The sequence below is a fragment of the Sphingomonas sp. IBVSS2 genome (assembly GCF_002127225.1).
GTDB lineage: Bacteria > Pseudomonadota > Alphaproteobacteria > Sphingomonadales > Sphingomonadaceae > Sphingomonas.
This window is the reverse complement of record NZ_NFUR01000004.1, coordinates 361,441-384,642: the sequence shown is the minus strand read 5'-3', so window position 1 is coordinate 384,642 and position 23,202 is coordinate 361,441. Positions and strand designations below refer to the sequence as shown.

At 68.3% G+C, this 23,202-nt stretch carries 17 protein-coding genes and 1 tRNA gene; 12 read left to right on the top strand and 6 right to left on the bottom strand.

The features are described from left to right. From CAP40_RS15475 to CAP40_RS15455, 5 genes are all read left to right on the top strand, one after another. Positions 1–5,745, top strand: a 5,745-nt coding sequence (locus CAP40_RS15475; RefSeq protein WP_218822157.1) for a BapA/Bap/LapF family large adhesin, incomplete at its 5' end; no start/stop codon positions are given. A gap of 120 nt (positions 5,746–5,865) precedes the next feature. Further along, positions 5,866–7,176, top strand: coding sequence for a TolC family protein (locus tag CAP40_RS15470; RefSeq protein WP_256924252.1), 1,311 nt, complete (start codon positions 5,866–5,868; stop codon positions 7,174–7,176). Continuing rightward, positions 7,173–9,296, top strand: coding sequence for a type I secretion system permease/ATPase (locus CAP40_RS15465; protein WP_086130422.1), 2,124 nt, complete (start codon positions 7,173–7,175; stop codon positions 9,294–9,296). Before CAP40_RS15470 ends, CAP40_RS15465 begins: the two co-directional genes overlap by 4 nt. After that, the gene (locus CAP40_RS15460) at positions 9,293–10,480 is read left to right on the top strand and encodes an HlyD family efflux transporter periplasmic adaptor subunit (RefSeq protein WP_086130421.1); all 1,188 of its coding nucleotides are present in this window, start codon (positions 9,293–9,295) and stop codon (positions 10,478–10,480) included. Before CAP40_RS15465 ends, CAP40_RS15460 begins: the two co-directional genes overlap by 4 nt. Positions 10,481–10,679: 199 nt before the next feature. Further along, on the top strand, positions 10,680–11,066 hold the full coding sequence (locus CAP40_RS15455; RefSeq protein ID WP_256924251.1) for a MarR family transcriptional regulator: 387 nt from the start codon (positions 10,680–10,682) through the stop codon (positions 11,064–11,066). 45 nt (positions 11,067–11,111) lie between these two features. Here CAP40_RS15455 and CAP40_RS15450 read toward each other — a convergent pair whose 3' ends face one another. The 4 genes from CAP40_RS15450 to CAP40_RS15435 form a co-directional block, all read right to left on the bottom strand. After that, entirely contained in the window at positions 11,112–12,407 is a 1,296-nt protein-coding gene (locus CAP40_RS15450) for an AAA-associated domain-containing protein (protein ID WP_086130419.1), read from the bottom strand. A gap of 17 nt (positions 12,408–12,424) precedes the next feature. Next, positions 12,425–14,179 carry an ABC transporter permease subunit gene (locus CAP40_RS15445; RefSeq protein ID WP_086130418.1) on the bottom strand — a complete coding sequence of 585 codons (1,755 nt, stop codon included), beginning with the start codon at positions 14,177–14,179 and terminating at the stop codon, positions 12,425–12,427. Positions 14,180–14,451: 272 nt separating this feature from the next. Next, positions 14,452–15,099 (bottom strand): response regulator transcription factor, encoded by a 648-nt coding sequence (locus CAP40_RS15440; RefSeq protein ID WP_086130417.1) that lies wholly within the window; start codon positions 15,097–15,099, stop codon positions 14,452–14,454. Next, a complete protein-coding gene (locus CAP40_RS15435) occupies positions 15,096–16,136 on the bottom strand; it encodes a sensor histidine kinase (RefSeq protein WP_179188242.1) in 1,041 nt (346 codons plus the stop codon). The genes CAP40_RS15440 and CAP40_RS15435 overlap by 4 nt, the downstream gene beginning before the upstream one ends. Positions 16,137–16,280: 144 nt before the next feature. Here CAP40_RS15435 and CAP40_RS15430 point away from each other — a divergent pair, with 144 nt between their 5' ends. Beyond that, complete coding sequence (locus tag CAP40_RS15430) at positions 16,281–17,864, top strand: bifunctional diguanylate cyclase/phosphodiesterase (RefSeq protein WP_086130415.1); 1,584 nt, start codon at positions 16,281–16,283, stop codon at positions 17,862–17,864. A 160-nt stretch (positions 17,865–18,024) separates the two neighbouring features. On the opposite strand, the gene CAP40_RS15425 is transcribed toward CAP40_RS15430, so the two are convergent. Next, positions 18,025–18,114: transfer RNA gene (locus tag CAP40_RS15425), tRNA-Ser, on the bottom strand. A gap of 122 nt (positions 18,115–18,236) precedes the next feature. Between CAP40_RS15425 and hspQ the strand changes: the two genes are divergently transcribed. The 6 genes from hspQ to CAP40_RS15395 all read left to right on the top strand — a co-directional run bounded on the left by hspQ (position 18,237) and on the right by CAP40_RS15395 (position 21,209). Further along, entirely contained in the window at positions 18,237–18,617 is a 381-nt protein-coding gene (hspQ, locus tag CAP40_RS15420; RefSeq protein WP_086130414.1) for a heat shock protein HspQ, read from the top strand. Between the two features lie 117 nt (positions 18,618–18,734). After that, positions 18,735–19,112, top strand: coding sequence for a 50S ribosomal protein L21 (gene rplU, locus CAP40_RS15415; protein ID WP_086130413.1), 378 nt, complete (start codon positions 18,735–18,737; stop codon positions 19,110–19,112). A gap of 25 nt (positions 19,113–19,137) precedes the next feature. Beyond that, positions 19,138–19,407, top strand: a complete 270-nt coding sequence (rpmA, locus tag CAP40_RS15410) for a 50S ribosomal protein L27 (RefSeq protein WP_086130412.1) — start codon at positions 19,138–19,140, stop codon at positions 19,405–19,407. A gap of 174 nt (positions 19,408–19,581) precedes the next feature. Beyond that, positions 19,582–20,139 (top strand): GNAT family N-acetyltransferase, encoded by a 558-nt coding sequence (locus tag CAP40_RS15405; protein ID WP_256924250.1) that lies wholly within the window; start codon positions 19,582–19,584, stop codon positions 20,137–20,139. Between the two features lie 105 nt (positions 20,140–20,244). Beyond that, on the top strand, positions 20,245–20,853 hold the full coding sequence (locus tag CAP40_RS15400; protein ID WP_086130411.1) for a TetR family transcriptional regulator: 609 nt from the start codon (positions 20,245–20,247) through the stop codon (positions 20,851–20,853). Further along, positions 20,850–21,209 (top strand): hypothetical protein, encoded by a 360-nt coding sequence (locus tag CAP40_RS15395; protein WP_086130410.1) that lies wholly within the window; start codon positions 20,850–20,852, stop codon positions 21,207–21,209. The genes CAP40_RS15400 and CAP40_RS15395 overlap by 4 nt, the downstream gene beginning before the upstream one ends. Before the next feature lie 13 nt (positions 21,210–21,222). Here the strand turns inward: CAP40_RS15395 and CAP40_RS15390 are convergent, their stop codons facing one another. Further along, on the bottom strand, positions 21,223–23,187 hold the full coding sequence (locus CAP40_RS15390; RefSeq protein ID WP_086130409.1) for an ATP-binding protein: 1,965 nt from the start codon (positions 23,185–23,187) through the stop codon (positions 21,223–21,225). Positions 23,188–23,202: the final 15 nt, after the last annotated feature.

Here is a 23,202-nt window from a genome sequence, read left to right as displayed (position 1 = left end):
CAGCTGCTGCAGGTCACCCAGGCCGATGCCGCCCATAACGTCTCCACCCCGGTGACCGTCACCGCGCCCGACCTCACCGCACCCGCCGCCCCTGTGGCGAGTGTCTCGGCGGACGGCACGGCAGTGACCGGCACCGGCGAGCCCGGCGCGACGGTGACCGTTCATGACGCCGCCGGCAATCCGCTCGGTACTGCCGTCGTCGCCGCCAATGGCAGCTTCTCGGTCACCCTCACCACGCCCCAGGCCAATGGCCAGCTGCTGGAAGTCTCGCAGACCGACCCGGCAGGCAACGCCTCGCCCGAAGTGGCGGTGCACGCGCCCGACATCACCGCCCCGCTCGGCCTCACGGCGGCGGTGAACGGCATCGGCACGGTGGTGACCGGCAGTGGCGAGGCGGGCGCGACCGTCACCGTCCGCGACCCCTCAGGCATCGCGATCGGCACAGCCGTAGTTGCCGCGAACGGCAGCTACAGCGTCACTCTCACCACGCCGCAGACCAACGGACAGCTGCTCCAGGTCACCCAGGCAGACCCTGCCGGCAATGCGTCCACGCCCGTCCCGGCCGCCGCGCCCGACCTGACCCCGCCGGCACTGCCGACCGCCACGGTCTCGGCCGACGGCACGACAGTGACCGGCACCGGCGAGGCGGGCGCGACGCTGGTCGTGCGAAGCCCGGCCGGTACGGTGCTCGGCACCGTGACGGTGGCCACCGATGGCAGCTATTCGGTCACGCTCTCGGTTCCGCAGACCAATGGCGAGGTGCTGACCGTTCGCCAGACCGATCCCGCCGGCAACCCCTCGCCCGACCTGCACACGACGGCGCCCGACATCACCGCGCCGACCGGGTTGACCGCCACGGTCAACGGCACCGGCACGATCGTGACCGGCACCGGCGAGGCGGGGGCAACCGTGATCGTCCACGATCCGCTGGGCACCGCGATCGGCACTGCCGTGGTCGCCGCCAACGGCGCCTATGCGGTGATCCTCACTACCCCCCAGGCCAACGGCCAACTGCTCGAGGTCACCCAGACCGACACCGCCGGCAACCTCTCGGCGCCGACGCCGGCGCTGGCCCCCGACATCACCCCGCCTGCCGCCCCGGCCCTTGCGATCAGCGCCGACGGCACCACCGCGACCGGAACGGGCGAGCCGGGCGCAACGGTGACGGTCACCAGCGCCTCGGGCGCCGTGCTCGGCACCGGCGCGGTTGCGGCCGACGGCCACTTCTCGATCACCCTCACCACGCCCCAGGCCAATGGCGGCACGCTCAGCGCCACCCAGGCCGATGCGGCGGGCAACGTCTCGCCGCCCGCTACCGCCAACGCGCCCGACATAACGCCTCCCGCGATCCCCGCCGCCACCCTCGATGCCACCGGCGCAGTCGTCTCCGGCACGGGGGAGCCGGGAGCGACGGTCGTGGTACGCGACCCTTTCTCGACCGTGATCGGAACAGCGACGGTGAGCGCGGCGGGAACCTTCTCGGTCGTCCTCTCCACGCCGCAGATCGACAGCCAGGTCCTGAGCGTGACGCAGACGGATGCGGCGGGGAATGCCTCCCCGGCCTTGTCGCTTACGGCACCCGATCTCACCGCGCCGCTCGCGCCTGTCGGGACGGTCGCGGCGGATGGCGCCTCGATAACCGGCACGGGCGAAGCGGGGGCGACCCTGGTCATCACCGATCCGACGGGCCTGCACATCGGGACCGTCGTCGTAGCTTCGGATGGCACCTTCACCACCACGCTCGTCCCGCCGCAGACTAACGGGCAGCTGCTCGGCCTCGTCCAGACGGACGCCGCCGGCAATGCCTCGCCCCAGGGGAGTGCGGTCGCCCCCGACCTCGTCCCGAACGACTCCCCTGGGGCACCCACCGCAACGGTGGCGGCCGATGGCGCGACCGTGTTCGGCACCGGCCAGGCCGGCGCCACGGTGAGCGTGACCGGACCCAATGGCGCCGTGATCGGCACCGCGACGGTCACGCCCGGCGGCACCTATGTGGCGGTGCTCACCACCCCCCAGCTGAACGGCGAGACGCTCCACGTCACCCAGGCCGATGCCGAGGGTGACGTCTCCCCGCCGGCCACGGCAATCGCACCCGACCTGACCCCGCCGGCCGCGCCGGTCGCCGCGATCGATGCCACCGGCACCATCGTCACCGGCACCGGCGAGCCTGGCGCGACGGTGCGCGTGGCCGATGCGGGCGGCACCGTGCTCGGCACGGCGACCGTCGGCGCCAACGGCAACTACACCGTCGTGCTCGGCACGCCGCAGACCAACGGCCAGGCACTGTCCGTCACCCAGGCGGACGCGGCGGCGAACGTCTCGCCCGCCGTGCCGGTCACGGCACCGGACACCACGCCGCCCGCCGCCCCCACCGCCACCGTGTCGCCGGACGGGGCCACGGTCGTGGGCACCGGCGAGCCCGGCGCTACGGTAACGATCACCAACGCCGCGGGCACGCCGATCGGCACCGCCACCGTCGCACCCGGCGGCACCTACACCGCCACGCTCGCGACCCCGCAGACCAATGGCGAGACGCTCACCGCGATCCAGAGGGATCCGGCGGGCAATGCCTCGCCTTCGGTCACGGCGACGGCGCCGGACACCACGCCGCCCGCTGCCCCCGCCGCTACCGTCGATGCGAGCGGAACGATCGTGACCGGCACCGGCGAGCCCGGCGCGACGGTGACCGTGCGGGATCCGGGCGGCGTGCCGATCGGCACCGCCGTGGTTGCGGCGAATGGCAGCTATACTGCCACGCTTTCCACCGCCCAGCTCAACGGCCAGCTTCTCCAGGTCACCCAGGCCGATGCCGCGGGCAATGTCTCGCCATCGACGCCGGCCACGGCACCCGACATCACGCCGCCGCTCGCACCGGCCGGCACGGTTTCCGCCGACGGTACGGCGGTGACCGGCACCGGCGAGCCGGGTGCCACCGTGCACGTGCTCAACGCGGCCGGCACCGAGATCGGCACCGCCATCGTCGCCGGCAATGGCAGCTTCACCGCGCCGCTCACCCCGGCACAGCTCAACGGGCAGGTGCTGACGCTCAGCCAGACCGATCCGGCGGGCAATCACTCGCCGAACGTCACGGCGACCGCGCCCGATCTCACGCCGCCCGCCGCGCCTGTCGCGACGGTCAGCGGCGACGGCACGATCGTCACCGGCACCGGCGAACCCGGCGCTACCGTGACGGTCCGCGATCCCGCGGGAACCGCGATCGGCACCGCGCTGGTCGCCGCGAACGGCGCCTATGCCGTCACGCTGACCACGCCCCAGGGCAATGGCCAGACGCTCCACGTCACCCAGGCCGATGCCGCAGGCAATGTCTCGCCGGCCACCTCCGCACTCGCCCCGGACTTCACACCGCCCCTCGCCCCGAATGCCACGGTCAGCGCCGACGGCACGGCGGTGACCGGCACCGGCGAGCCCGGCGCGACCGTGCATGTGTTCAACGCCGCCGGCACCGAGATCGGCACCGCCACCGTCGCCGGCAATGGCAGCTACACCGCAACGCTCACCACGCCCCAGGCCAATGGCGAAACGGTGACGGTCAACCAGAGCGATCCGGCCGGCAATCACTCGCCGAACATCACGGCGATCGCGCCCGACATCACGCCGCCCGCACCGCCCGCCGGGCTGGCGATCAACGGCGAAGGCACGACCGTCACCGGCACCGGCGAGGCGGGCGCCGCCGTCGAGGTGCGCAGTGCGGGCGGCACGCTGCTCGGCACCGGCACGGTCGCGGCGAACGGCAGCTTCTCCGTTTCGTTGAACGATCCCCAGACCGCGGGCGAAACGCTCAGCGTCACGCTGCGCGATCCCGCCGGCAACCTCTCCGGCGCGGTCCCGCTCATCGCGCCGTTCGACATCGAAGCGTTCAACAACACGGCCGAGGCCTCGATCGATCTCGTGCCCGTCACCACCAACGAGAATCTGGGCACCGCCAGCTATCTCGCCCTGGTCTCGCTCGGCCTGCTCAATCTCGATGCCCAGGTGCTGGCGACACCCAATGTCCAGTTCACCGTCGCCGCCGGCAATTCCCTTGCGGCGTCCTTCACCTATGACGCGACGCTCGCGATCGGCGTGCTGAGCGGCTATAGCGTGGTGGTCCAGCGCTTCGACGGCACCAACTGGGTCGCGGTCAGCGGCCCCGGCAACAGCTCGCTGCTCCAGCTCTCGCTGCTCAACGGCAATCTCGTCGCCACCGACACGCTCGGCCCGGGCGAGTATCGCGCCTTCGTCACCTTCGACGGCGTGGCCGGCGTGGGGCTGCTCGGCGGTCTCGCGGTCACCGGCGTCAACAGCGACTATACCCATGTCGGCGCCGTGCAACCGAGCGCGGCCGCGGGCAATGTGATCACCGATCCGGGCCCGGGCGGCGCGGTCGATGTCGTCAGCCCGCAAACGGTCGTGCAGAGCGTCACCATGAACGGCGTGACCACCAATGTGGCCGCGGGCGGCACCTCGATCCATGGCGACTGGGGAACGCTCGTCATCAACCCCAATGGCAGCTATACCTACACGCCCGATGCCAATGCCGCGGCGATCGGCCATGCCGACACGTTCACCTATACGCTGGTCAACCCGACCAGCGGCGAACTGGAGAGCGCGACGCTGACGGTCACGATCGGCAGCCCGGACATCACCGGCGCGCCGCTGGCGGTCAACGACGCGGCGATCGCCACTGCGACCTTCGAGCATGTCGTCACCACCATTCCGGCGGCGATCGACTCGAGCTTCGCCACGCCCACCGCGCTGATCATCACCGGCGCGCAGACCGGCTCGGTCCATGACAGCTTCACCGTGGGCGCGAACAGCACCGCCGATGTGACGCTCTCGGCGATCCAGTCGAGCGGGCTCAGCGTGCTGCCCACCTATACGATCACCGTCACCAACGCGCAGGGCACCGTGGTCGGCACGATCACCCAGACCTCGGTCGCCAATCTGGGGCTCGGCACCGGCGTCGCGCTGGTGTTGCACGACCTGCCCTCCGGCACCTACAACTACACCGTGTCGAGCACCAATGTGCTGGGCACCGGCTATGGCACCAACGTCTATGTCGGCGAGACGGTGACCCATCTCGACCAGTACAGCCTCGCCGGCAGCACCGCCGTGTCGGGCGAACTGCTCGCCAACGATACGCTGGGCACCGACTTCCCGGTGCTGCGGGTCCAGATGGGCGGCAATTTCGTCCAGGTGGGCGATACGCCGCTGACCATCACCGGCGCCTATGGCACGCTGACCGTTACCGAGACCGGCCATTATACCTACCAGCCGAGCGCCTCGCTGACCTATTCGGGCACCGATCCGGTCGACAGCTTCACCTATCAGCTGGTCCAGCCAAACGGCACGATCGCGACGGCGCATCTCGACGTGACGGTCGACATCAACAATGGCGTGACGCCTACGGCGATGATCGTCGAGCCGCCCGCGCTGGCGGATACCGTGCCCCTCGCCATGTTCTCGGCCGAAGCCACGACGGCACCGACGACGGCGGCGACAACGGAGCACGCGCCGGTCCCATATAGCCTGAGCGACAACCAGGGCAGCGTCGAGGATCTGCTCGGCCAGTTCCTCCATGATCGCCAGGCCGCCTCCGATACGTCCGCTCCGCCCGTCGCTGCGAGCGCCGCTCCCGCCGCGCAGGACATCGCCGCGGCGCCCGTGCCCGACGATCCGCTGCACTATCTCGTAACCGCGAACGACCTCGAACAGGATCGCCACCAGCTGACGCATACGGTGTGAGATATCACTCCGAACTCGGAGTCGATTCTCGAAAATCATCCATGATTTCAAAAGGGTGATTAACTTACACCATAAGGCGACACGCAATGCGGACAGGGAGGCCGTCGCTTGGGAGAAAGGTTGCGACGAGGCCCGCTCGGCGGTGCGATCGGCATCATGGCGATCGGAACGCTGGCAGCCTCCCTGGCGGGGACCGTGTACGCGCAGGAAAGCGCCGGCCTCTCGCTCGAGGCGGCGGTCCGCCAGGCCGTGGCGTGGCACCCGAACATCGTCTCCGCGGCGGCCACGCTGGATGCGCGCGGCGCGGACGTGGACGTCGCGCGGGCCGGCTATCTGCCCCAGATAAGTGCGGGTGTCGGCACCGGCTACGACAATCGCCTCGGCTCGAGCTGGCGGCCGCGCCCCCAGGTCTCCGCCTCGCAGATGCTCTATGACTTCGGCAAGGTCCGCAGCGCGGTGGACTATGCACAGGCGGGCACGCGCGTCGGCCGCGCCGATCTGCTGCTCGCGATCGACGGGCTCATCCACGATACCGGCTATGCGATCGTCGAGCTGCAGCGCAACGCGGCGCTCCACGACATCGCCGAAGAGCAGCTGGCACGGATCCGCGAGATCAGCGGGCTCGTCGCCGATCGGGTCGCCAAGGGCGCGTCGACACGCTCGGACGGGCTTCAGGCGGAATCGCGGGTCGCCGCCGCCAAGGCGACGCTGGCGCAGATCGATGCCGAACAGCGCCGCTGGACCAGCAACCTCGCCTTCCTGCTCGGCGACGAGAAGGCCCGGGCGCCGGTCAGCGCCGACATGCCCGACTGGCTGATGCGCAGCTGCGCGGCCGGGCTGGCGGATTGGGCCGCGGTGCCGGCAGTGATGCGTGCCGACGCCCAGCGCGAACAGGCCGCGGCGCAGCTTCACCGCAGCCGCGCCGATCGCCTGCCCACCGTGTTGCTCGCCGGGGACGCGGCCGCGGACCTCGGGTCGCCCTTCTCCGATCGCAGCGCCTATAGTTTCGGGCTCAGCGTCTCGAGCAACATATTCGGCGGCAACGCCACCCGCGCCCGCGTCCGCAGCGCGGATTATTCGCTCGCCGCCGCCGACGCCGCCTCGCGCCAGGCGCGCAACGAAGCGAGCCAGCGGCTTGCCGAGGCCCGGCAGCAGATCGGCAGCCTCACCCGCCTGCTCGACACGCTCAACCTGCGCGAGGCGGACATGGCGGAGACCGGGCAGCTCTACCGCGCGCAATATCTCGAAATGGGCACGCGGACGCTGGTCGACCTGCTCAATGCGGAACAGGAACTGCACCAGGCGCGGTTCGACGCAGTCAATACCGAGCACGACCTGCGCCGGCTGCAGCTCGACTGCCTCTATTATTCGGGCCGGTCGCGCGATGCCTTCGGCCTGACGGGCACCCGCCTGCGGGGCGTGACGCTGTGAGCGGCGCATCGGCCGAGACCTGGCTCGACATCCTCTGCCAGGCGGCGCGGCACTATCGCCTGCCCGTTTCCGAGCAGCGCGCCCGCCTGGCGGGGCTCTGGGACATCGCCTCCCCCGAGGAAAGTCGCGTGCGTGCCCTCGCCCGCCCCCTGGGCCTGGCCCTCCGCTTCGCCGATCCCGCCTCCGTGCGGCTGACGAGCTGGCGCCTGCCGGTGATCGCCTGCCTCGGCGATGGCGAACTCGCCCTGATCACCGCGCTGGACGGCGACGGGGAAGCGGTGTTCACCGTCGCCGGCGAGAGCGGCATGGCCGCGCGCCGCCCGCTCGCCGAACTGCTCGCCGCCGCGACCCTGATCGTCGTGCCCCGCCCCGCCCGCTCCGCCGCCGACGCGCGGGTCGACACCTATATCCGGCCCTATGAGGAGCACTGGCTTCGCCGCATCCTGCTCCAGGATGCCGGCGCCTATGGCCATGTCGCGGTCGCCTCGGTGGTGACCAACCTGCTCGGGCTCGCGGGCATCCTGTTCTCGATGCAGGTATATGACCGCGTCATTCCGGCCCAGTCGATGCCGACGCTCGTCATCCTCTTCCTGGGCGTGCTGCTGGCGATCGCCTTCGATTTCCTGCTGCGCAAGCTGCGCGTGGCCATCACCGACGTGCTGGGGAAGCGGGCCGACCTGAGGCTCTCCGATCTCGTCTTCGGCCATGCGCTGCGCGTCCGCAACCGGGAGCGGCCGACTTCGACCGGCACCTTCATCTCCCAGCTGCGCGACCTCGACCAGGTCCGCGACATGCTGACCTCCACCACCGTCTCCGCGGTGGCGGACCTGCCCTTCTTCCTGCTCTTCCTCGCGATCCTCGCCTTTATCGGCGGCGTGCTCGCGCTCGTGCCCCTCGTCGCAGTGGCATTGCTCCTGGTGCCCAGCCTGCTCGCGCAACGGCGCCTGCGCGTCCTCGCCACCGAATCGATGCGGGAGAGCTCGCTGCGCAACGCGCTGCTGGTCGAGGCCGTGCAAGGCATAGAGGACATCAAGGCGCTGCAGGCGGAGGAGCGCTTCCAGCGCCAGTGGAATCACTACAACAGCGTCGCGGGCGAGGCCCAGCTTCGCCTGCGCGGGCTCACCGCCAGCCTCTCGACCTGGGCGCAGAGCGTGCAGAACGGCGTCTATGCCGCGGTGATCTTCGTCGGCGCGCCCATGGTGATCGCCGGCGAGATCACCACCGGCACGCTGGTCGCCACTTCGATGCTCGCCTCGCGCATGATCGCGCCGATGGCCCAGATATCCGGCCTGCTCGGCCGCTGGCAGCATGCGAAGCTGGCGACGCAGAGCCTCAACCAGATAATGGGGCTGCCCACGGACAGCCCCGACGCCGAGCACCGCATTCCCCTCGCCGCGGTCACCGGCAGCTTCGCGCTGCGCTCGGCGGTATTTTCCTATGGCGATCCCAATGACCCGCCCGCGCTGACCGTGCCCAGCCTCGACATCATGGCCGGCGAGAAGGTGGCGCTGCTGGGCCGCAACGGCGCCGGCAAGTCGACCCTGCTCCAGGGCCTGTCAGGCATGCTCCAGCCGGTCTCCGGCGAAGTCCTGCTCGACGATCTCGCGCTGCACCAGATCGATCCGGCCGATGTGCGCCGGGACGTCTGCCTGCTCACCCAGAACAGCCGGCTCTTCCACGGCACGCTGCGCGAGAACCTGACGATGGGCGCTCCGCACGCAAGCAACGGGGAGATACTGGCGGCCCTCGAGATGGTCTGCGCACAGGATTTCGTGCGGCGGCTGCGCGACGGGCTGGAACATGTCGTGCTGGAAGGAGGACTGGGGCTGTCCGGCGGGCAGGTCCAGTCGCTGCTCCTTGCCCGCCTGCTGCTCAGGCGCCCCATGGTGGCGCTGCTCGACGAGCCCACCGCGGCGATGGACGAACTGGCCGAGCGTCATTTCATCGCGAGCTTCCGCGAATGGAGCCGGGATCGCACGATCGTCGTGGCGACGCACCGCATGCGGGTGCTCGAGCTCGTGGACCGGGTGATCGTCATCGACCATGGCAGAGTGGTGCTCGACCAGCCCAGGGAAGCGGCGCTCGACGCGATGCGCGGCGCCAGGACGCAGGCAGCATGAGCGCCGCACTCAGCGCCGACGACCGGCTGTTCGACGAGGAAGGGCGCGGTCGGCTGCGCGATGCGACGCGCATGTTGTGGGTATTGGCGGCGATGGTGGCCGCCTTCCTCGCCTGGGCCTGGTTCGCGAAGCTCGACGAAGTGGCGACCGGCACCGGCAAGGTGGTGCCGACCAGCCATGAGCAGATACTCCAGTCGCTGGAAGGCGGCATCCTTGCCAAGCTGCACGTGCGCCAGGACGATATCGTCAAGCCCGGCCAGGTCCTCGCCCAGCTCGATCCCACCCAGGCCGGCTCGACCGTCGAGGAAAGCGCCGCGAAATATCGCGCCGCGCTCGCGGCCCAGGCACGGCTCCAGGCCGAAGTGGATGAGACTCCGCTCCGCTTCTCCAGGGAATTGGACGGCTATCCCGCGCTCAAGGCCGAACAGCAGCGCCTCTACGAAACGCGCCGCCGCAGCCTGGCCGGCTCGACAGGCCTGATCGATGAATCGCTGGCGCTGATCAACCGGGAAGTCGGGATCGGGGAGTCGCTGATCGCCACCGGAGCGGCAAGCAATGTCGAGGTGCTGCGGCTCAAACGCCAGCGCGCCGACCTCGATCTCAAGAAGGCCGATCTGCGTTCGCAATATCTGGTCGAGGCACGTCAGGATCTCGCCAAGGTGAGCGAGGAAGTCGAAGCGCTCGCCCCGGTGGTGCGCGGCCGGTCGGACACGCTGCAACGGCTTACCCTGCGTTCGCCCGTGCGCGGGGTGGTCAAGAATATCGAAGTGTCGACGATCGGCGGCGTCGTGCCGCCCAATGGCAAGGTGATGGAGATCGTCCCCCTCGACGACCGGCTGCTCATCGAGACACGCATCTCGCCGCGCGACATCGCGTTCATCCGGCCCGGCCAGCGCGCCAGCGTGAAGATCACCGCCTATGACTATTCGATCTTCGGCGGTCTCGAAGGCGAGGTCAGCAGCATCTCACCCGACACGATCCGCGACGAAGTGAACCCCGACATCTATTATTATCGCGTATTCGTCCGCACCCGCTCGGACGCCCTGGTCAACAAGGCCGGGCGCCGTTTTCCGATCGTGCCGGGCATGATCGCCACCGCAGATATCCACACCGGAAGCAAGACAATACTTCAATACCTGCTGAAACCATTGAACCGTGCGCAAGAAGCACTTCGTGAGCGTTAAATCATATAATACGCAAATTACGATTTAATCTTGATTTACAAGATCTTTACAATTAGATTTTACTATGATCTATTGTTGTATGAGATATGATCTATTACTGATGCGATATCGCTCTCTCATATGTTCGGGTAGTATAGTGGCGAATAGCGTAAGCATCTGGGACCGATCCCTGCTCGATCTCGCGCGCCAGCTGCAACACATGCGCGCAAAGGCGGCAAAGCTTTTCCCGCGCGACGTTTTCCGCGATTCCGCATGGGACATGGTGATCGAGCTGTTCATCGCGGGACAGCAGAATCGGGCCGTCTGCGTGAAGGAGCTCATTTTCGTCTCCGGCGAGACGTCGACGAGCGCGCTGCGCCGGATCGATCGCCTGGAGGCGGCCGGATTGCTCCACCGTTCCCACGATCCCGATGATCATCGGCGGATGGCGGTGAAGCTGACGAGCAAGGGCGATGAGGCGATGTGCGCCATGCTGTACAGCCTCTTCCCCGACGACGCGCCGTCCTTCCCGGAGAAACGCCCCCGCAGCGGCGACAGGCCGTCCGAGATATCTTCATCGCTCGAATCGCCGACCGGTCTCTTCTGAAGACAGGGCGATCGGCGGCAAAGGCGCGCGGAGTGCGGCCCTCCCCTAGGAAGGATCGTCGAGGCTGAAACGGTCCGCCGCTTCGTCATAGGCGAAGGCTTCGGCATAGCGCCCCCACTGGATCACCGACTTCAGCGTCTGCTCGGCATATTCCTCGGACATGAAATCCTCGATCTCGTCGCGGAAGCGGCTCGCCGGCGCCTCGTGGCTGGCCCGGTCGTCGAGGATGCGGCGGATATGTCCGGCAAGCGGCACATGGCGCAACAGATGCTGGGCGAAGAGCTGCTTGCGCGCATCCACCTCGGCATCGACATAGCGCCGCGCCGCCGGCAGCAGCCTGAGGTCGCCGCCGCCCAGCTCCGCGAAGCGCAGCAGCTGCAGCACTTCCGCGATCGGGAACAGTTCATCCGCTTCATATTGCAGCTCGCCGGCGAGATCCGACAGCGGCGCACTGCCGAAATAGGGCTCGGCCGCCACGGCCTCCATCAGGCCGGCGAGCGTGTTGGTCGAGACGCGCGGCAGCGCCATGCCGATGCCGGTGCCCGGAAACAGCCCCTCGCGCGGATGCCCCACCTCCGTCCGCGCGGTCATCCGGGCATAGATATCGTCGACCAGCGCCTGAAATGCCGGATCCTGCCGGTTCCGCGGCTGCGGCAGCGTCACGCTGATCTCGGTGACCACCCGCCCCGGGTTGGACGAGAAGACGAGGATGCGGTCGCACATCAGCACGGCCTCCTCGATATTGTGCGTGACGATCAGGATGGACTTGATCGGCATCCGCCCTTCCGACCACAGGTCGAGCAGGTCGGTGCGCAGCGTCTCGGCCGTGAGCACGTCGAGCGCCGAGAAGGGCTCGTCCATCAGCAGGATGTCCGGGTCGACCACCAGCGCGCGCGCCAGGCCGACGCGCTGGCGCATGCCGCCCGACAATTCCTTCGGATAGGCGCTCTCGAAACCGTCCAGGCCGATCAGGTCGATCGCCTTCAGCGCGCGCCGGCGCCGCTCCTCGGCGGCGACGCCCTGCGCCTCGAGCCCCACCTCGACATTCTGGAGCACGGTGAGCCAGGGGAAGAGCGCGAAGGTCTGGAACACCATCGAGACGCGCGTATCGGCATGCGGGAAGCGAACCTCGCCCGATGTCGGCTGGATCAGCCCGGCGATCGACCGCAGCAGCGTCGACTTGCCCGAGCCCGAGCGACCGAGCAGTCCGACGATCTCGCTGTCGCCGAGCGTCAGATGGACATCGTCGAGCACCAACAGGCCGGCTCCGCTCGATTTGCCATAGACATGGCGGACGTCGCGGACCTCGACCAGGGGCAGCGTTTCAGTGAGCGTGTTCATGCGGATACTCCCGATGCTCAATCGAGGCGGAGGCGGCGCTCGGCATACCGGTACATCGGCCGCCATAGCGTGCGATTGAAGGCGATGACGAAGATGCTCATCACCGCGATGCCCAGGGCGACGCGCGGATAATCCCCCGCCTGCGTGGCATTGGCGATGAACGACCCGAGCCCGGCGGCTTCGAGATGCTTGTCGCCCCAGCTCACGGACTCGGCGACGATGCTGGCGTTCCACGAGCCGCCCGACGCAGTGAGCGCGCCGGTCACGTAATAGGGGAAGATCGCGGGAATCGCGACGCGCCGCCACCATTGCCAGCCGCGGATGCCGAACATCGCCGAGGCTTCCTTCATGTCCGTCGGGATCGCGCTCGCGCCCGCGATGACGTTGAACAGGATGTACCATTGGGTGCCGAGCACCATCAGCGGCGACAGCCAGATATTCGGATCGAGACGCAGGCCGAGAATGGCGATGACCGCGAAGGGGAACATCACGTTCGCCGGAAAGGCGGCCAGAAACTGCGCCACCGGTTGCAGCCGCTCGGCCCAGGCGGGCCGGAGGCCGATCCACACGCCGATCGGCACCCAGACCAGGCTGGCGATCGCGATCAGCAGCACCACGCGCAGCAGCGTGAGCAGGCCCAGCCCGAAGGCGGTCACCCCGTCCGCCCAGGACAGGCTGTGGGCGATGTAGCGGGCAAGCGTCCAGAACGCCGCCAGCACGACGATGGCGACCAGCGCCAGCCACAGGCCGTCCAGCGCCCGGCTCGCCGCGGGCGCGATGCGCAGCGGCCGCATCGCCGGCGTGCGCGGCAGGGGGAAGCTGCCCAGCCGGCGCAGCGGCGTGGCGATCGCCGCGCCGAGCCGGTTCAGCCAGCGGGTGCGGCGGACCAGGTCGTAGAGCCAGGAGCGCGGCTGCTGCTGCGAGGCGGTCTGCTCGAAGCGGAACTTGTCGGCCCAGGCGACGATGGGCCGGAAGACGAGCTGATCGTAGAGCAGGATGACGACCGCCATCGCCCCCACCGCCATGCCGATCGCGCCGAAATCCTCGCGGTCGATCGCAAGGGCGAGCCAGGATCCGATGCCGGGCAGCGTTATGGTGGTTTTCCCCACGGTGATCGCCTCGGACGCGACCACGAAGAACCAGGCGCCCGACATCGACATCATCATGTTCCAGACGAGCGCCGGCAGCGCGAAGGGCAGCTCGAGCCGGACGAAACGCCGCCATGCCGAGAAGCCGAACTGGCGCGAGACCTCGTCCAGGTCCCCGGGCACAGTGCGCAGCGACTGATAGAAGCTGAATGCCATGTTCCATGCCTGCGCGGTGAAGATCGCGAAGATCGCCGCGCATTCCGCACCCAGCTGGCTGCCGGGAAACAGCCCCAGGAACAGCGTGACGGTAAAGGTGAGGAAACCCAGCACCGGCACCGACTGCAGGATGTCGAGCGCGGGCACGATGACGAGCGCCGCCTTGCGGCTCTTGGCCGCGAGCGTGGCGACCACGAAGGTGAACAGCAAGGACGCGCCGAGCGCGGCGAACATGCGCAGCGTGGTGCGCAATGCATATTCGGGCAGCATCGCGGGATCGAGCACCACCGGCGCACTGCGCAGCTGCGCCAGCGGCGCACCCATCTCCCCGGCGCCGTGGAACACGAGCACCGCTCCCGCCGCGAGCAGGATGAAAACGATCAAATCCGCCCAGGATGGCGCTCCGCCCGCGCGCACCCAGCGCACCAGCGGGCGTCCACCTCTGGCATCTTCGAAAAAGAAGACCATGGCTCACCTCATGACCGGCCATCTCGGCCGCCACGGGCGAGCGCTAGAAACTAGGCCCGGCCGGGCGCCCTCGACGGCGCGATAGATCGACTACTGTCGCTCGGCATTTGCTAGCGTTCCTCGAATGGCCTCGCCCCCGCGAAAGCGGGGCAAGGCGTGGCGGGCGGATACCAACTGGGGATCGGCCCTGCCAGTAGGGAATCGCGCGGCGCACCGAAGCAAATCGGATAGTCGGTATATACCATGGTATATCCAACTGCTCCTTGTTTCGACTATTCCGAAGGCGGGAACAGCCGATCATGGATGCGCACCAGATCGGGCAGCGATCGCGCGTTCATCTTGCGCATGACCTGGCCCCGGCGCACCTTGACAGTGACCTCGCTCACTTCGAGCCGCGCCGCGATCTGCTTGTTAAGCAATCCCTGCGCGACCAGTTCCATCACTTCCCGCTCTCCACCGGTGAGCATGTGGTGAAGCCCGCGCAACTGCGCGAGGCTCGCCGCCTCGCGGCGCCGGACCCGATCCCGGGCGATTCCCTCGTTGATCGCGTCGAGCAGCGCCTGTTCGTCGAACGGCTTGGCCAGGAACTCGATCGCGCCCGTCTTCATCGCGCGAGCGGCCATCGCGATATCGCCGTGGCCGGTAATGAAGATCACGGGCAGCAGGATGCCGAGCTCCTTCATCTGGCGCTGGAAGTCGAGGCCGCTCTGCCCTGGCATGCGAACGTCGAGCACGAGGCAGCCGGGCGCCTGGGGCAACGGGTGCGCGAGAAAGGCCTGCGTGGAGGCAAACGCCCGGCATCCGATGCCGACGGACGCGAGCAGATCCTCGAGACCGGCACGAACCGAGGCATCGTCGTCGATAATATGGACGATCGGCGCCGGACCATCCTCGGCGGGGGCCATCGCTTCGATCGTCATTGCCTCGCTCCCGAAATCGGCAGGCTCACGCGGAAAACGGCACCGGAGGGGGCGTTCGCGGCAGCCCAGATACGCCCGCCATGCGCCTCGACGATAGCCCGGCTGATCGTCAGGCCGATGCCGGTGCCGCCTTCCCGGGTCGTCCAGAACGCCTCGAACAGATGGTCCTGGGCGCCGGCCGCGAAGCCCATGCCGGAGTCCGCGATCGTCATGACCACCGACGAATCCTCCGTCGTGGTGGCGATCACGATCCGCCGCTCCGCTTCCGGCGCGCGCGCCAGCGCCTCGATCGCGTTGAGCAGAAGATTGCCGACGACCTGGTGAAGCTGCACCCGGTCCGCCAGCACGACCGGCAATGTCTCCGCCAGATCCAGCTTCACGCTGACGCCGCCACGATCGAGCGCGCCCTGCGCCAGCATGACCGCTTCGCCGACGATCTCGTTCAGATCGACCCGTTCGCGTTTGGGCGCTTCATGCCGGGCCAGGCTCCGCACGCGCTGGATCACCGCGGCCGCCCGGTTCGCATCGCCCAGGATTCGTTCCGCCGAACCGCGCGCCTTTTCGACATTGGGCGGATCCTGGCCCAGCCATCGCAGGCAGGCGTTGCTGCTGCTGACGATCCCGGCCAAGGGCTGGTTGACTTCGTGCGCGATCGAGGCGGTGAGTTCACCGAGACTGGTCACCCGCGCGATCCTGACGAGCTGCGCCCGCGCTTCGTGCGCCGCGGCCTCGGCCGCCACCACCCTGAGCGCAAGCCAGGTCGCGATGCCGATCGCGGAAGTGCTGATCGCCATGTTGACGATACCCGCCTGGCGAGAGCCGCCGGCAGTCAGCGTGGAGCTCACCAGCGTGAGCAGGATGCACAGCCCGGCGAGCGCGACGACGTTGCGGCGGGGAAATCGCCCGACCGCCAGCAGGATGATGGCGATGTAGAAGACGGCCGCGGCGATCTCGAGGTCGGTGACCGTGTCGGCGATGAAGATGCCGGCCATGAGCGCCGCGATCGCCACCGCCTGCAGCCATGATTTCCATTGCATGGGGAATCCGCCCGTTTCGAACATGCCTGCATATATGCCCGATATGCCCGGGTATCGACATAAGTGCCGGGAAACCGCCGCCGAGGATCGCGGCAATGCTTTGACAAGCAATGACTGATATTATCCGGGTCCGAGAGGTTTCGCATGCATTGGCCCGCGATCCGGAGTTTCATCATTCGCCACCGTTTCGCCATTCGCGACCTGGGGCTGGTGCTGGCAGCGGTAGCGGCACTCGCCTATTGCGCATTCGCCTTCGACCTGTTCGAGAATGAAGGCAGCCTCACCGTCCACAAGGCCGAGATCGAACTCGACGAGGCGCTGCTGCTGGGCGCAGTGCTGGCGCTGGGCCTGCTGCTGTTCGGCGCCCGCCAATATCTGCGCCAGAAGCGCGAGATGGCTCGCCGGCTGTCGGCGGAAGGCGAAGTCCGCAGGCTCGCCTATCAGGACGTATTGACCGGCCTGCCCAACCGCCGCCAATTCGACGATGCGCTTGCCGCGGCGGTGGGGGCGCCTCCGCGAGCGGGCGCTTCGCATGCCGTGCTCCTGCTCGACCTGAACGGCTTCAAATCCATCAACGACGTGCACGGGCACGGGGCCGGCGACGAGCTTCTCATCGTCGTTGCCCAGCGCCTGCTCGGCGCGATCCGGGACGGCGACATGGTCGCGCGGTTCGGCGGCGACGAATTCGCGATCCTGGCCACCCATCTCGCCGATCCCGAAGCCGCGACCAACATCGCGCTTCGCGTGATCGATGCGCTCGACCTCCCCGTCCATGCAGCGGGCGCCACGCACCGCGTCGGCGCCGGCATCGGGATCGCGCTGGTCCCGGTCGACGCCACGAACGTCGAGGAAGCGATGCGCAAGGCGGACGTCGCGCTCTACCGCGCCAAGGCCGAGCGACGCTCGGCACTTCGCTTCTTCGAGCCGCAGATGGACGTGCGAATCCGCGAGCGTGCCGCGATGGAGGCGGCGTTGCGCCGGGCGCTCGACGAAGAGCGAATCGACATCGTCTATCGCCCCGCCTTCGATCTTCGCACGCACGCGGTGGTCGGCTTCGAAGCGGCACCGCGCTGGATCGACGCCGAGCATGGCGAGATCCCGATCGAGCGGTTCCTGGCCATCGCCGACGAAGTCGGCCTGATCCATGCGCTGGGCGAGCGCGTGCTGCGCCTGGGCTGCGCCGCGGCGCGTTCCTGGCCCGCGAGCATCACTCTGTCGATCGACATTCACGCAAGCCAGCTCAGGGACAATCTCCTCGCCGCCCGGATCCTGCGCATCCTGGGCGAGGCGGGCATCGCGCCTGCCCGCCTCGAGGTCGACGTGACCGAAAGCGCCTTCGTCGCCGATCTGGACAATGCGCGCGCCGTGCTCGGCAATCTCAGGGCGGCGGGCGTCCGCATCGCGCTCGACAATTTCGGCACCGGCTATTCGAGCCTCTATCATCTGCGCAGCTTCCGCCTCGACAAGGTGAAGATCGACCGCAGCTTCGTGCAGGCAATGACGCGCGAGCGCGAAAGCGCCGGGATCGTGCAGGCGCTGGTCGGCCTCGGCCATGGCCTCGGGCTCACCATCGCCGCGGAAGGCATCGAAGCCAGCGACCAGGAGGGCGCGCTGCTGGGCACCGGTTGCGAGCAAGGCCAGGGAGACCTGCTCGGCGCGCCCCTGGACGCCGCGGCCGCGGCGGCATTGTTCGAGCACAGGATCTCGGGAAGCACGACACAGGCATGACGCGTCGATCCGCAAGCCCGCGCGCGCCGGGGATCGGGACGGCGCCGGAATCAGGCTCGATCGGGATTTGTGGCGGAGCGCAGCGGAGACGGTTCGAACCCGCCGGGGTTCGGAAGGCCGGACGATCGCCCGGGCTCATGCGAGGCACTGACACAAGAACTGGCGGAGAGGGTGGGATTCGAACCCACGTTACGGTTGCCCGTAAACCGCATTTCGAGTGCGGCGCATTCGACCACTCTGCCACCTCTCCGCGAGGCGATTGTGCGCGGAAGAGTTCCGCGTCGGTCGCTGTGAGCGGGCGCCCCTAGCGCAGCGTTTCGGATACTGCAAGCGCATCCTTGTACCTGCGCGCGGAGATATTAGATTAAAGGCATGACTCAGCCCCCCGGCGCCCCGATTCCCTATGAACCCGGAATTCCGATGCCGCCGGTCGCCACCGCCCGTTTCGCCATCGGCGAAGTGGTGCGTCACCGGCAGTTCGAGTTCCGCGGCGTGATCTTCGACGTCGACCCCGTGTTCGCCAACAGCGACGAATGGTACGAAGCGATTCCGGAGGACGTGCGCCCGCGCAAGGACCAGCCCTTCTACCACCTGCTCGCCGAGAACGACGAATCGAGCTACGTCGCCTATGTCAGCCAGCAGAACCTGGTGGCCGACGACAGCGAGGAACCGGTCGACCATCCGGCGATCAACGGGCTTTTCGAAGGCTATGCCGCCGGACGCTACACCTTGAAGCGCACGCACCGGCATTAACTGCCCCTTTTGGGTAGTTACCGGTTGACTTCTGATCCCGCCTCCCTTAGCTGCGCCCTTCCTCCTGCCGGGGTGCAACCTTGGCGGGCACAAGCATTTGAACCAGAGAAGAGACCGATGTTCGCTATCGTGCGCACGGGCGGCAAGCAGTATCGCGTTGCCGCGGGAGACAAGATCGTGGTCGAGAAGCTCGACGGCGAGGCCGGTTCGACGGTCACGCTGGGCGACGTGCTGCTCGCCGGCGAAGGTGGCGAGCTGAAGTCCACCGAGGGCCTCACCGTCTCGGCCGAGATCGTCGCGCAGGCGAAGGGCGAGAAGGTCATCGTCTTCAAGAAGCGCCGCCGGCACAATTATCGCCGCAAGAACGGCCACCGCCAGAACCACACCATCCTGAAGATCACCGCCATCGGTGCGCAGGAAGAGAAGAAGAAGGCCGCGCCGAAGGCGAAGAAGGCCGCTGCTGCCGAGGGCGAGACCCCGGCCGCGGAAGCGTAAGCCAGAGATACGAGGAGTATAGAGCATGGCACATAAGAAGGCAGGCGGCTCTTCGCGTAACGGTCGTGATTCGGCCGGCCGTCGTCTCGGCGTGAAGAAGTTCGGTGGCGAGCTCGCGGTTGCGGGCAACATCCTCGTGCGCCAGCGCGGCACCAAATTCTATCCGGGCGTGAACGTGGGCATGGGCAAGGACCATACCCTTTTCGCGCTCGTGGACGGCCGCGTGTCGTTCAAGGAAGGCAAGCTTGGCCGCAAGTTCTGTTCGGTAGACATGATTGCGGAGGCTGCCGAGTAACATCGGGCAACCGACCGGGTTGTCCACCAGGACGACCCGGGTTCGACGAACGAACCAGCTGAAAAGGGAGACGGGTCGCCCCGGCTCCCTTTTTTATTTCCTCCCTGACACCACGGCGCAACAACCTCGTCACAGTAGCGTGGCGTGGGGCGTCGCAGGACCAAGGAGATGGTCATGTTCGTGCGAACGCAAAGACTGACATTACGGCCCGGCTGGCCCGAGGATGCCAATGCCCTGGCGCAGGCGATCGGACATGAGAGCGTGGTGCGCAACCTCGCCCTGCCGCCCTGGCCCTATCCGCTCGAAGCCGCCGAGACGTTTCTCGCCGGTTTCGGCAACCCGATCGAACCCAAGTTCCTGGTGTTCGAGCATCGGGCCGGCGCGATCCGCCTGATCGGCGGCATGGCGGTGGGCGTCTGGAAGGACGAACCCAACGAGCTCGGCTATTGGCTGACCCCGGATGCCTGGGGCCATGGTTTCGCGACCGAGGCCGGGCGCGCCGTGCTGCAGGCCGCGCGGGCGCGCGGCGTTCGCCGCATCACCGCCGGCCATTTCATCGACAATCCCGCCTCGGGCCGGGTGCTGCGCAAGCTGGGTTTCCGCCCGACGGGCCAGCTCGTCACCATGTATTCGCGCGGTCGCGGCTGCGACGTGGCGAGCGCGCGCTACGAAATCGACCTCTCGGAGGGCGATTGCGGCGGCGGCGATGCGGACGACCGAATGGCGGCATGACCGTCCTCCCCGGGGCCGCCCCGGGGAGGATCGCTTGATGTCTGTGCTTTCCCCCTTGGAAATCATGCCCTAAGCCGGGGGTTTCCGGGGACGACACAGCAGAAGATGACCGCCGCACCACGCAAACGCCTTTCTCCCGAAGAATCCCGCGACGCCGCGCTGGAAGCCGCGCGCGCGCTGCTGCTCGAGGCGGGACCGCAGGCCGTGACGCTGAAGGCGGTCGCCGCGCGGATCGGGCGAACCCATGCCAATCTGCTCCACCATTTCGGCTCGGCCGCCGGGCTGCAAAAGGCACTCGCGGCCAATATCGCCTGCGGCGTGACCAGCAAGATCAGCGCCGCCGTGATGCGCGCGCGCTCCGGCGATCATGACGACCACGAAGTGGTGAACCTCACCTTCGACGCGTTCGACAAGGGCGGCGCCGGCGCGCTGGCGAGCTGGATGATCCTGACCGGCAACCAGGACGCACTGGATCCCATATTGGAGGCGATCCACGGGCTGATGGACGAACTGGCCGAGGGCCATGACGACAAGACCCATTCGCTGCACGAGGAGACGCTCCAGCTCGTTCTCATGGCGGTGGGCGATGCGCTGCTCGGCGCCCCGATGGCGCGGGCGCTCGGCCTGCCGCGCGACAAGGCACGCCAGATGGCCGTCGCGCAGCTCTCGCGGACGATGGCCGAGCATCATGGCGACATGGAGAGGCCGCAATGATCCTGTTCTCGCTGGCGCTGACCCTGGTCGCCGTGCCGGACAAGACCTGCAACCTTTCGGCGCAATGGGGCACGAAGCTGCCCAGGAAGAGCGCCGATGCCTATGCGGTGCGCGACAATGGCGGCCAGGCGCTATGGGGCTTCATCCGCGCCAGCGACACCGCGCTGGAGGATTTCGCCAGCGGCGCCGGCCGCGAGACTCCGCACCGGCCGATCATCCTCTATGCCGCGGACACCGACTGCGCGGCGGTCGAGCGCTATGCCGCGATCATCGAAGCCGCCGCCAATTGCGCACCGGACTGGTGCGTGGTGAGCTACAAGCCGGCGCCCTCCACGCGGCAGAAATCCGACAACTAGCGCGCCCGGCCGATCATTCGGCTGCCGCCCACCCGCTCCTGCGCGCTTCCTGCGCCATCGCCTCGGCCACCGCGGCGGCCAGGCCGGCGATGGTGAAGGGCTTGCGTAGCACGGTGCGCCCCTTGAAGATCGCCGCATCCGCCTCGCCGGCAAAGCCGGTGACGAACAGCACCGCGACCCCCTCGATCCGCTCGCCCAGCGCGGCGATCATCTCGGGGCCGGTCCGGCCGGGCATCAGCACGTCGGACACGATGAGATCGAGCGACGGCAAGGTCGCGATCGCCGCCGGCGCGGCCAGCGGATCGTCGCAACCGACGGCATGATGGCCAAGCTCCCCCAGCGCCCCCAGCGTCGCCGCGAGCACGCGCGGATCGTCTTCCACCACCAGGATGTCGAGCGGCCGCGCGCCCTTCTCGGAAGCGCCCTCGGCAGCGGGAGCCGCCTCGGGAACCGCATCCTCGCCGACATGGCGCGGCAGGTACAGCACCACCTGCGTGCCCTTGCCCGGCGCCGTATCGATGCCGATCTCCCCTCCCGACTGGCGAACGAAGCCGAAGATCTGGCTGAGCCCCAGGCCGGTGCCCTTGCCCACCGGCTTGGTGGTGAAGAAGGGCTCGAACACGCGTTCCAGCACCTCGGGCGTCATCCCCATGCCCGTATCGCCCACTTCGATCGTGACATAGTCACCCGCCACACATTCGCCGACCTCGTTCTCGGCCAGGGTGATGCCCCCGGTGACGAAGCTGAGCGTCCCCTGCCCCTCCATCGCATCACGGGCATTGACGGCGAGATTGAGCAGCGCGTTCTCGAGCTGATGGCGGTCGACCCAGATCCGCCAGCCCTTGCCCGCATCGTCCGTCTCGACCGCGATGCCGTCGCCCAGGGTGCGGTCGAGCAGTTCGGTCATGCCGTCGATCAGCGCGCCCGCCTCCACCGCTTCCGGCAGCAGCGGCTCGGCGCGTGAGAAGGCGAGCAGGCGGCGGGTGAGCGCAGCGGCGCGGTTCGCGCCTTCCATCGCATTCTCGATATGCTTCTGGGCATCGGGCCCGCCTGTGTGCAGGTGACGCTTGGCAAGTTCCAACCCGCCGAGAACCACGGCGAGCATATTGTTGAAATCATGCGCGATACCACCAGTAAGCTGGCCGACCGCCTCCATCTTCTGCGCCTGGCGCAGCTGTTCTTGCGCCGCCTCGCGTTCGCCCGCCTCGGCGCGCAGCTGCTCGGTCGCCTCGGCCACCGCCTCCTGCAGTTCGGCGGCCCGCTCGCGCTCGGCATCGGCCATGGCATCGGCGACCGCGCGCTCGCCCTGGGCCTCGATCGCCATCCAGCCGAGCAGCACCGCGCCGAGCACGATCAGGATGCCGAAGCCGGTGAGCAGGCGCGAAGCGAAGCCCGAATTGGCCAGCAGGTCCGCAGCCGCCTTGCTGCGGCCGTGGAGCGTGACTCGCTCGGAATCGACCACTTCGTTGAGCACTTGCTCCAGCTCGCTGCGCGCCGGGCTGGAACGGACCTGGTAATAGCTGCCCCAGGCATCGCTGTGCCGCTTATAGGCCGAATAGAGCGCGGTGTTGGCCAGTTCCTTCCCGCGCGCGTCGAACGCCCGCTTCAGCCGGATCATCCGCGCGCGCTGGTCGCCGCTATCGGCGGTGAGCTGCCGGAGCCGGGTGAGTTGCTCGGTCGCCCGGTCCCATTGCGCGCCATATTGCTGGCCGAGCTTGCGGTCGGCGCTGACGACATAGCGGCCCAGCGCCGCCTCCGCGCCCGCAATCGCGCCGGAGAGCTGGTTCGCGCGCATGATCACGTCGAACGTGTGCTGCTGCCGCGCGATCGCCTGATCCCGCTCCGCATCGGTGCGCTGCTGGATGACCGCCACTGCCGCAAGCACAGCGATCCCGAGCAGCGCGAGCGCGCCGAGCAGCATGAACCGCCAGTTCGTCGCCCGGACAGCACGCTCCAGGGCGTTGTTGACCTCACTCATTACGCGCTCGATTTT

Coding starts and splice junctions, on each gene's coding strand:
- hspQ (WP_086130414.1), top strand. CDS start 18,237: ATGACTCAGCCCCCCGGCGCCCCGATTCCCTATGAACCCGGAATTCCG.
- CAP40_RS15395 (WP_086130410.1), top strand. CDS start 20,850: ATGATCCTGTTCTCGCTGGCGCTGACCCTGGTCGCCGTGCCGGACAAG.
- CAP40_RS15405 (WP_256924250.1), top strand. CDS start 19,582: ATGTTCGTGCGAACGCAAAGACTGACATTACGGCCCGGCTGGCCCGAG.
- CAP40_RS15445 (WP_086130418.1), bottom strand. CDS start 14,179: ATGGTCTTCTTTTTCGAAGATGCCAGAGGTGGACGCCCGCTGGTGCGC.
- CAP40_RS15390 (WP_086130409.1), bottom strand. CDS start 23,187: ATGAGTGAGGTCAACAACGCCCTGGAGCGTGCTGTCCGGGCGACGAAC.
- rpmA (WP_086130412.1), top strand. CDS start 19,138: ATGGCACATAAGAAGGCAGGCGGCTCTTCGCGTAACGGTCGTGATTCG.
- CAP40_RS15440 (WP_086130417.1), bottom strand. CDS start 15,099: ATGACGATCGAAGCGATGGCCCCCGCCGAGGATGGTCCGGCGCCGATC.
- CAP40_RS15435 (WP_179188242.1), bottom strand. CDS start 16,136: ATGCAATGGAAATCATGGCTGCAGGCGGTGGCGATCGCGGCGCTCATG.
- rplU (WP_086130413.1), top strand. CDS start 18,735: ATGTTCGCTATCGTGCGCACGGGCGGCAAGCAGTATCGCGTTGCCGCG.
- CAP40_RS15455 (WP_256924251.1), top strand. CDS start 10,680: ATGCGCGCAAAGGCGGCAAAGCTTTTCCCGCGCGACGTTTTCCGCGAT.
- CAP40_RS15460 (WP_086130421.1), top strand. CDS start 9,293: ATGAGCGCCGCACTCAGCGCCGACGACCGGCTGTTCGACGAGGAAGGG.
- CAP40_RS15430 (WP_086130415.1), top strand. CDS start 16,281: ATGCATTGGCCCGCGATCCGGAGTTTCATCATTCGCCACCGTTTCGCC.
- CAP40_RS15400 (WP_086130411.1), top strand. CDS start 20,245: ATGACCGCCGCACCACGCAAACGCCTTTCTCCCGAAGAATCCCGCGAC.
- CAP40_RS15450 (WP_086130419.1), bottom strand. CDS start 12,407: ATGAACACGCTCACTGAAACGCTGCCCCTGGTCGAGGTCCGCGACGTC.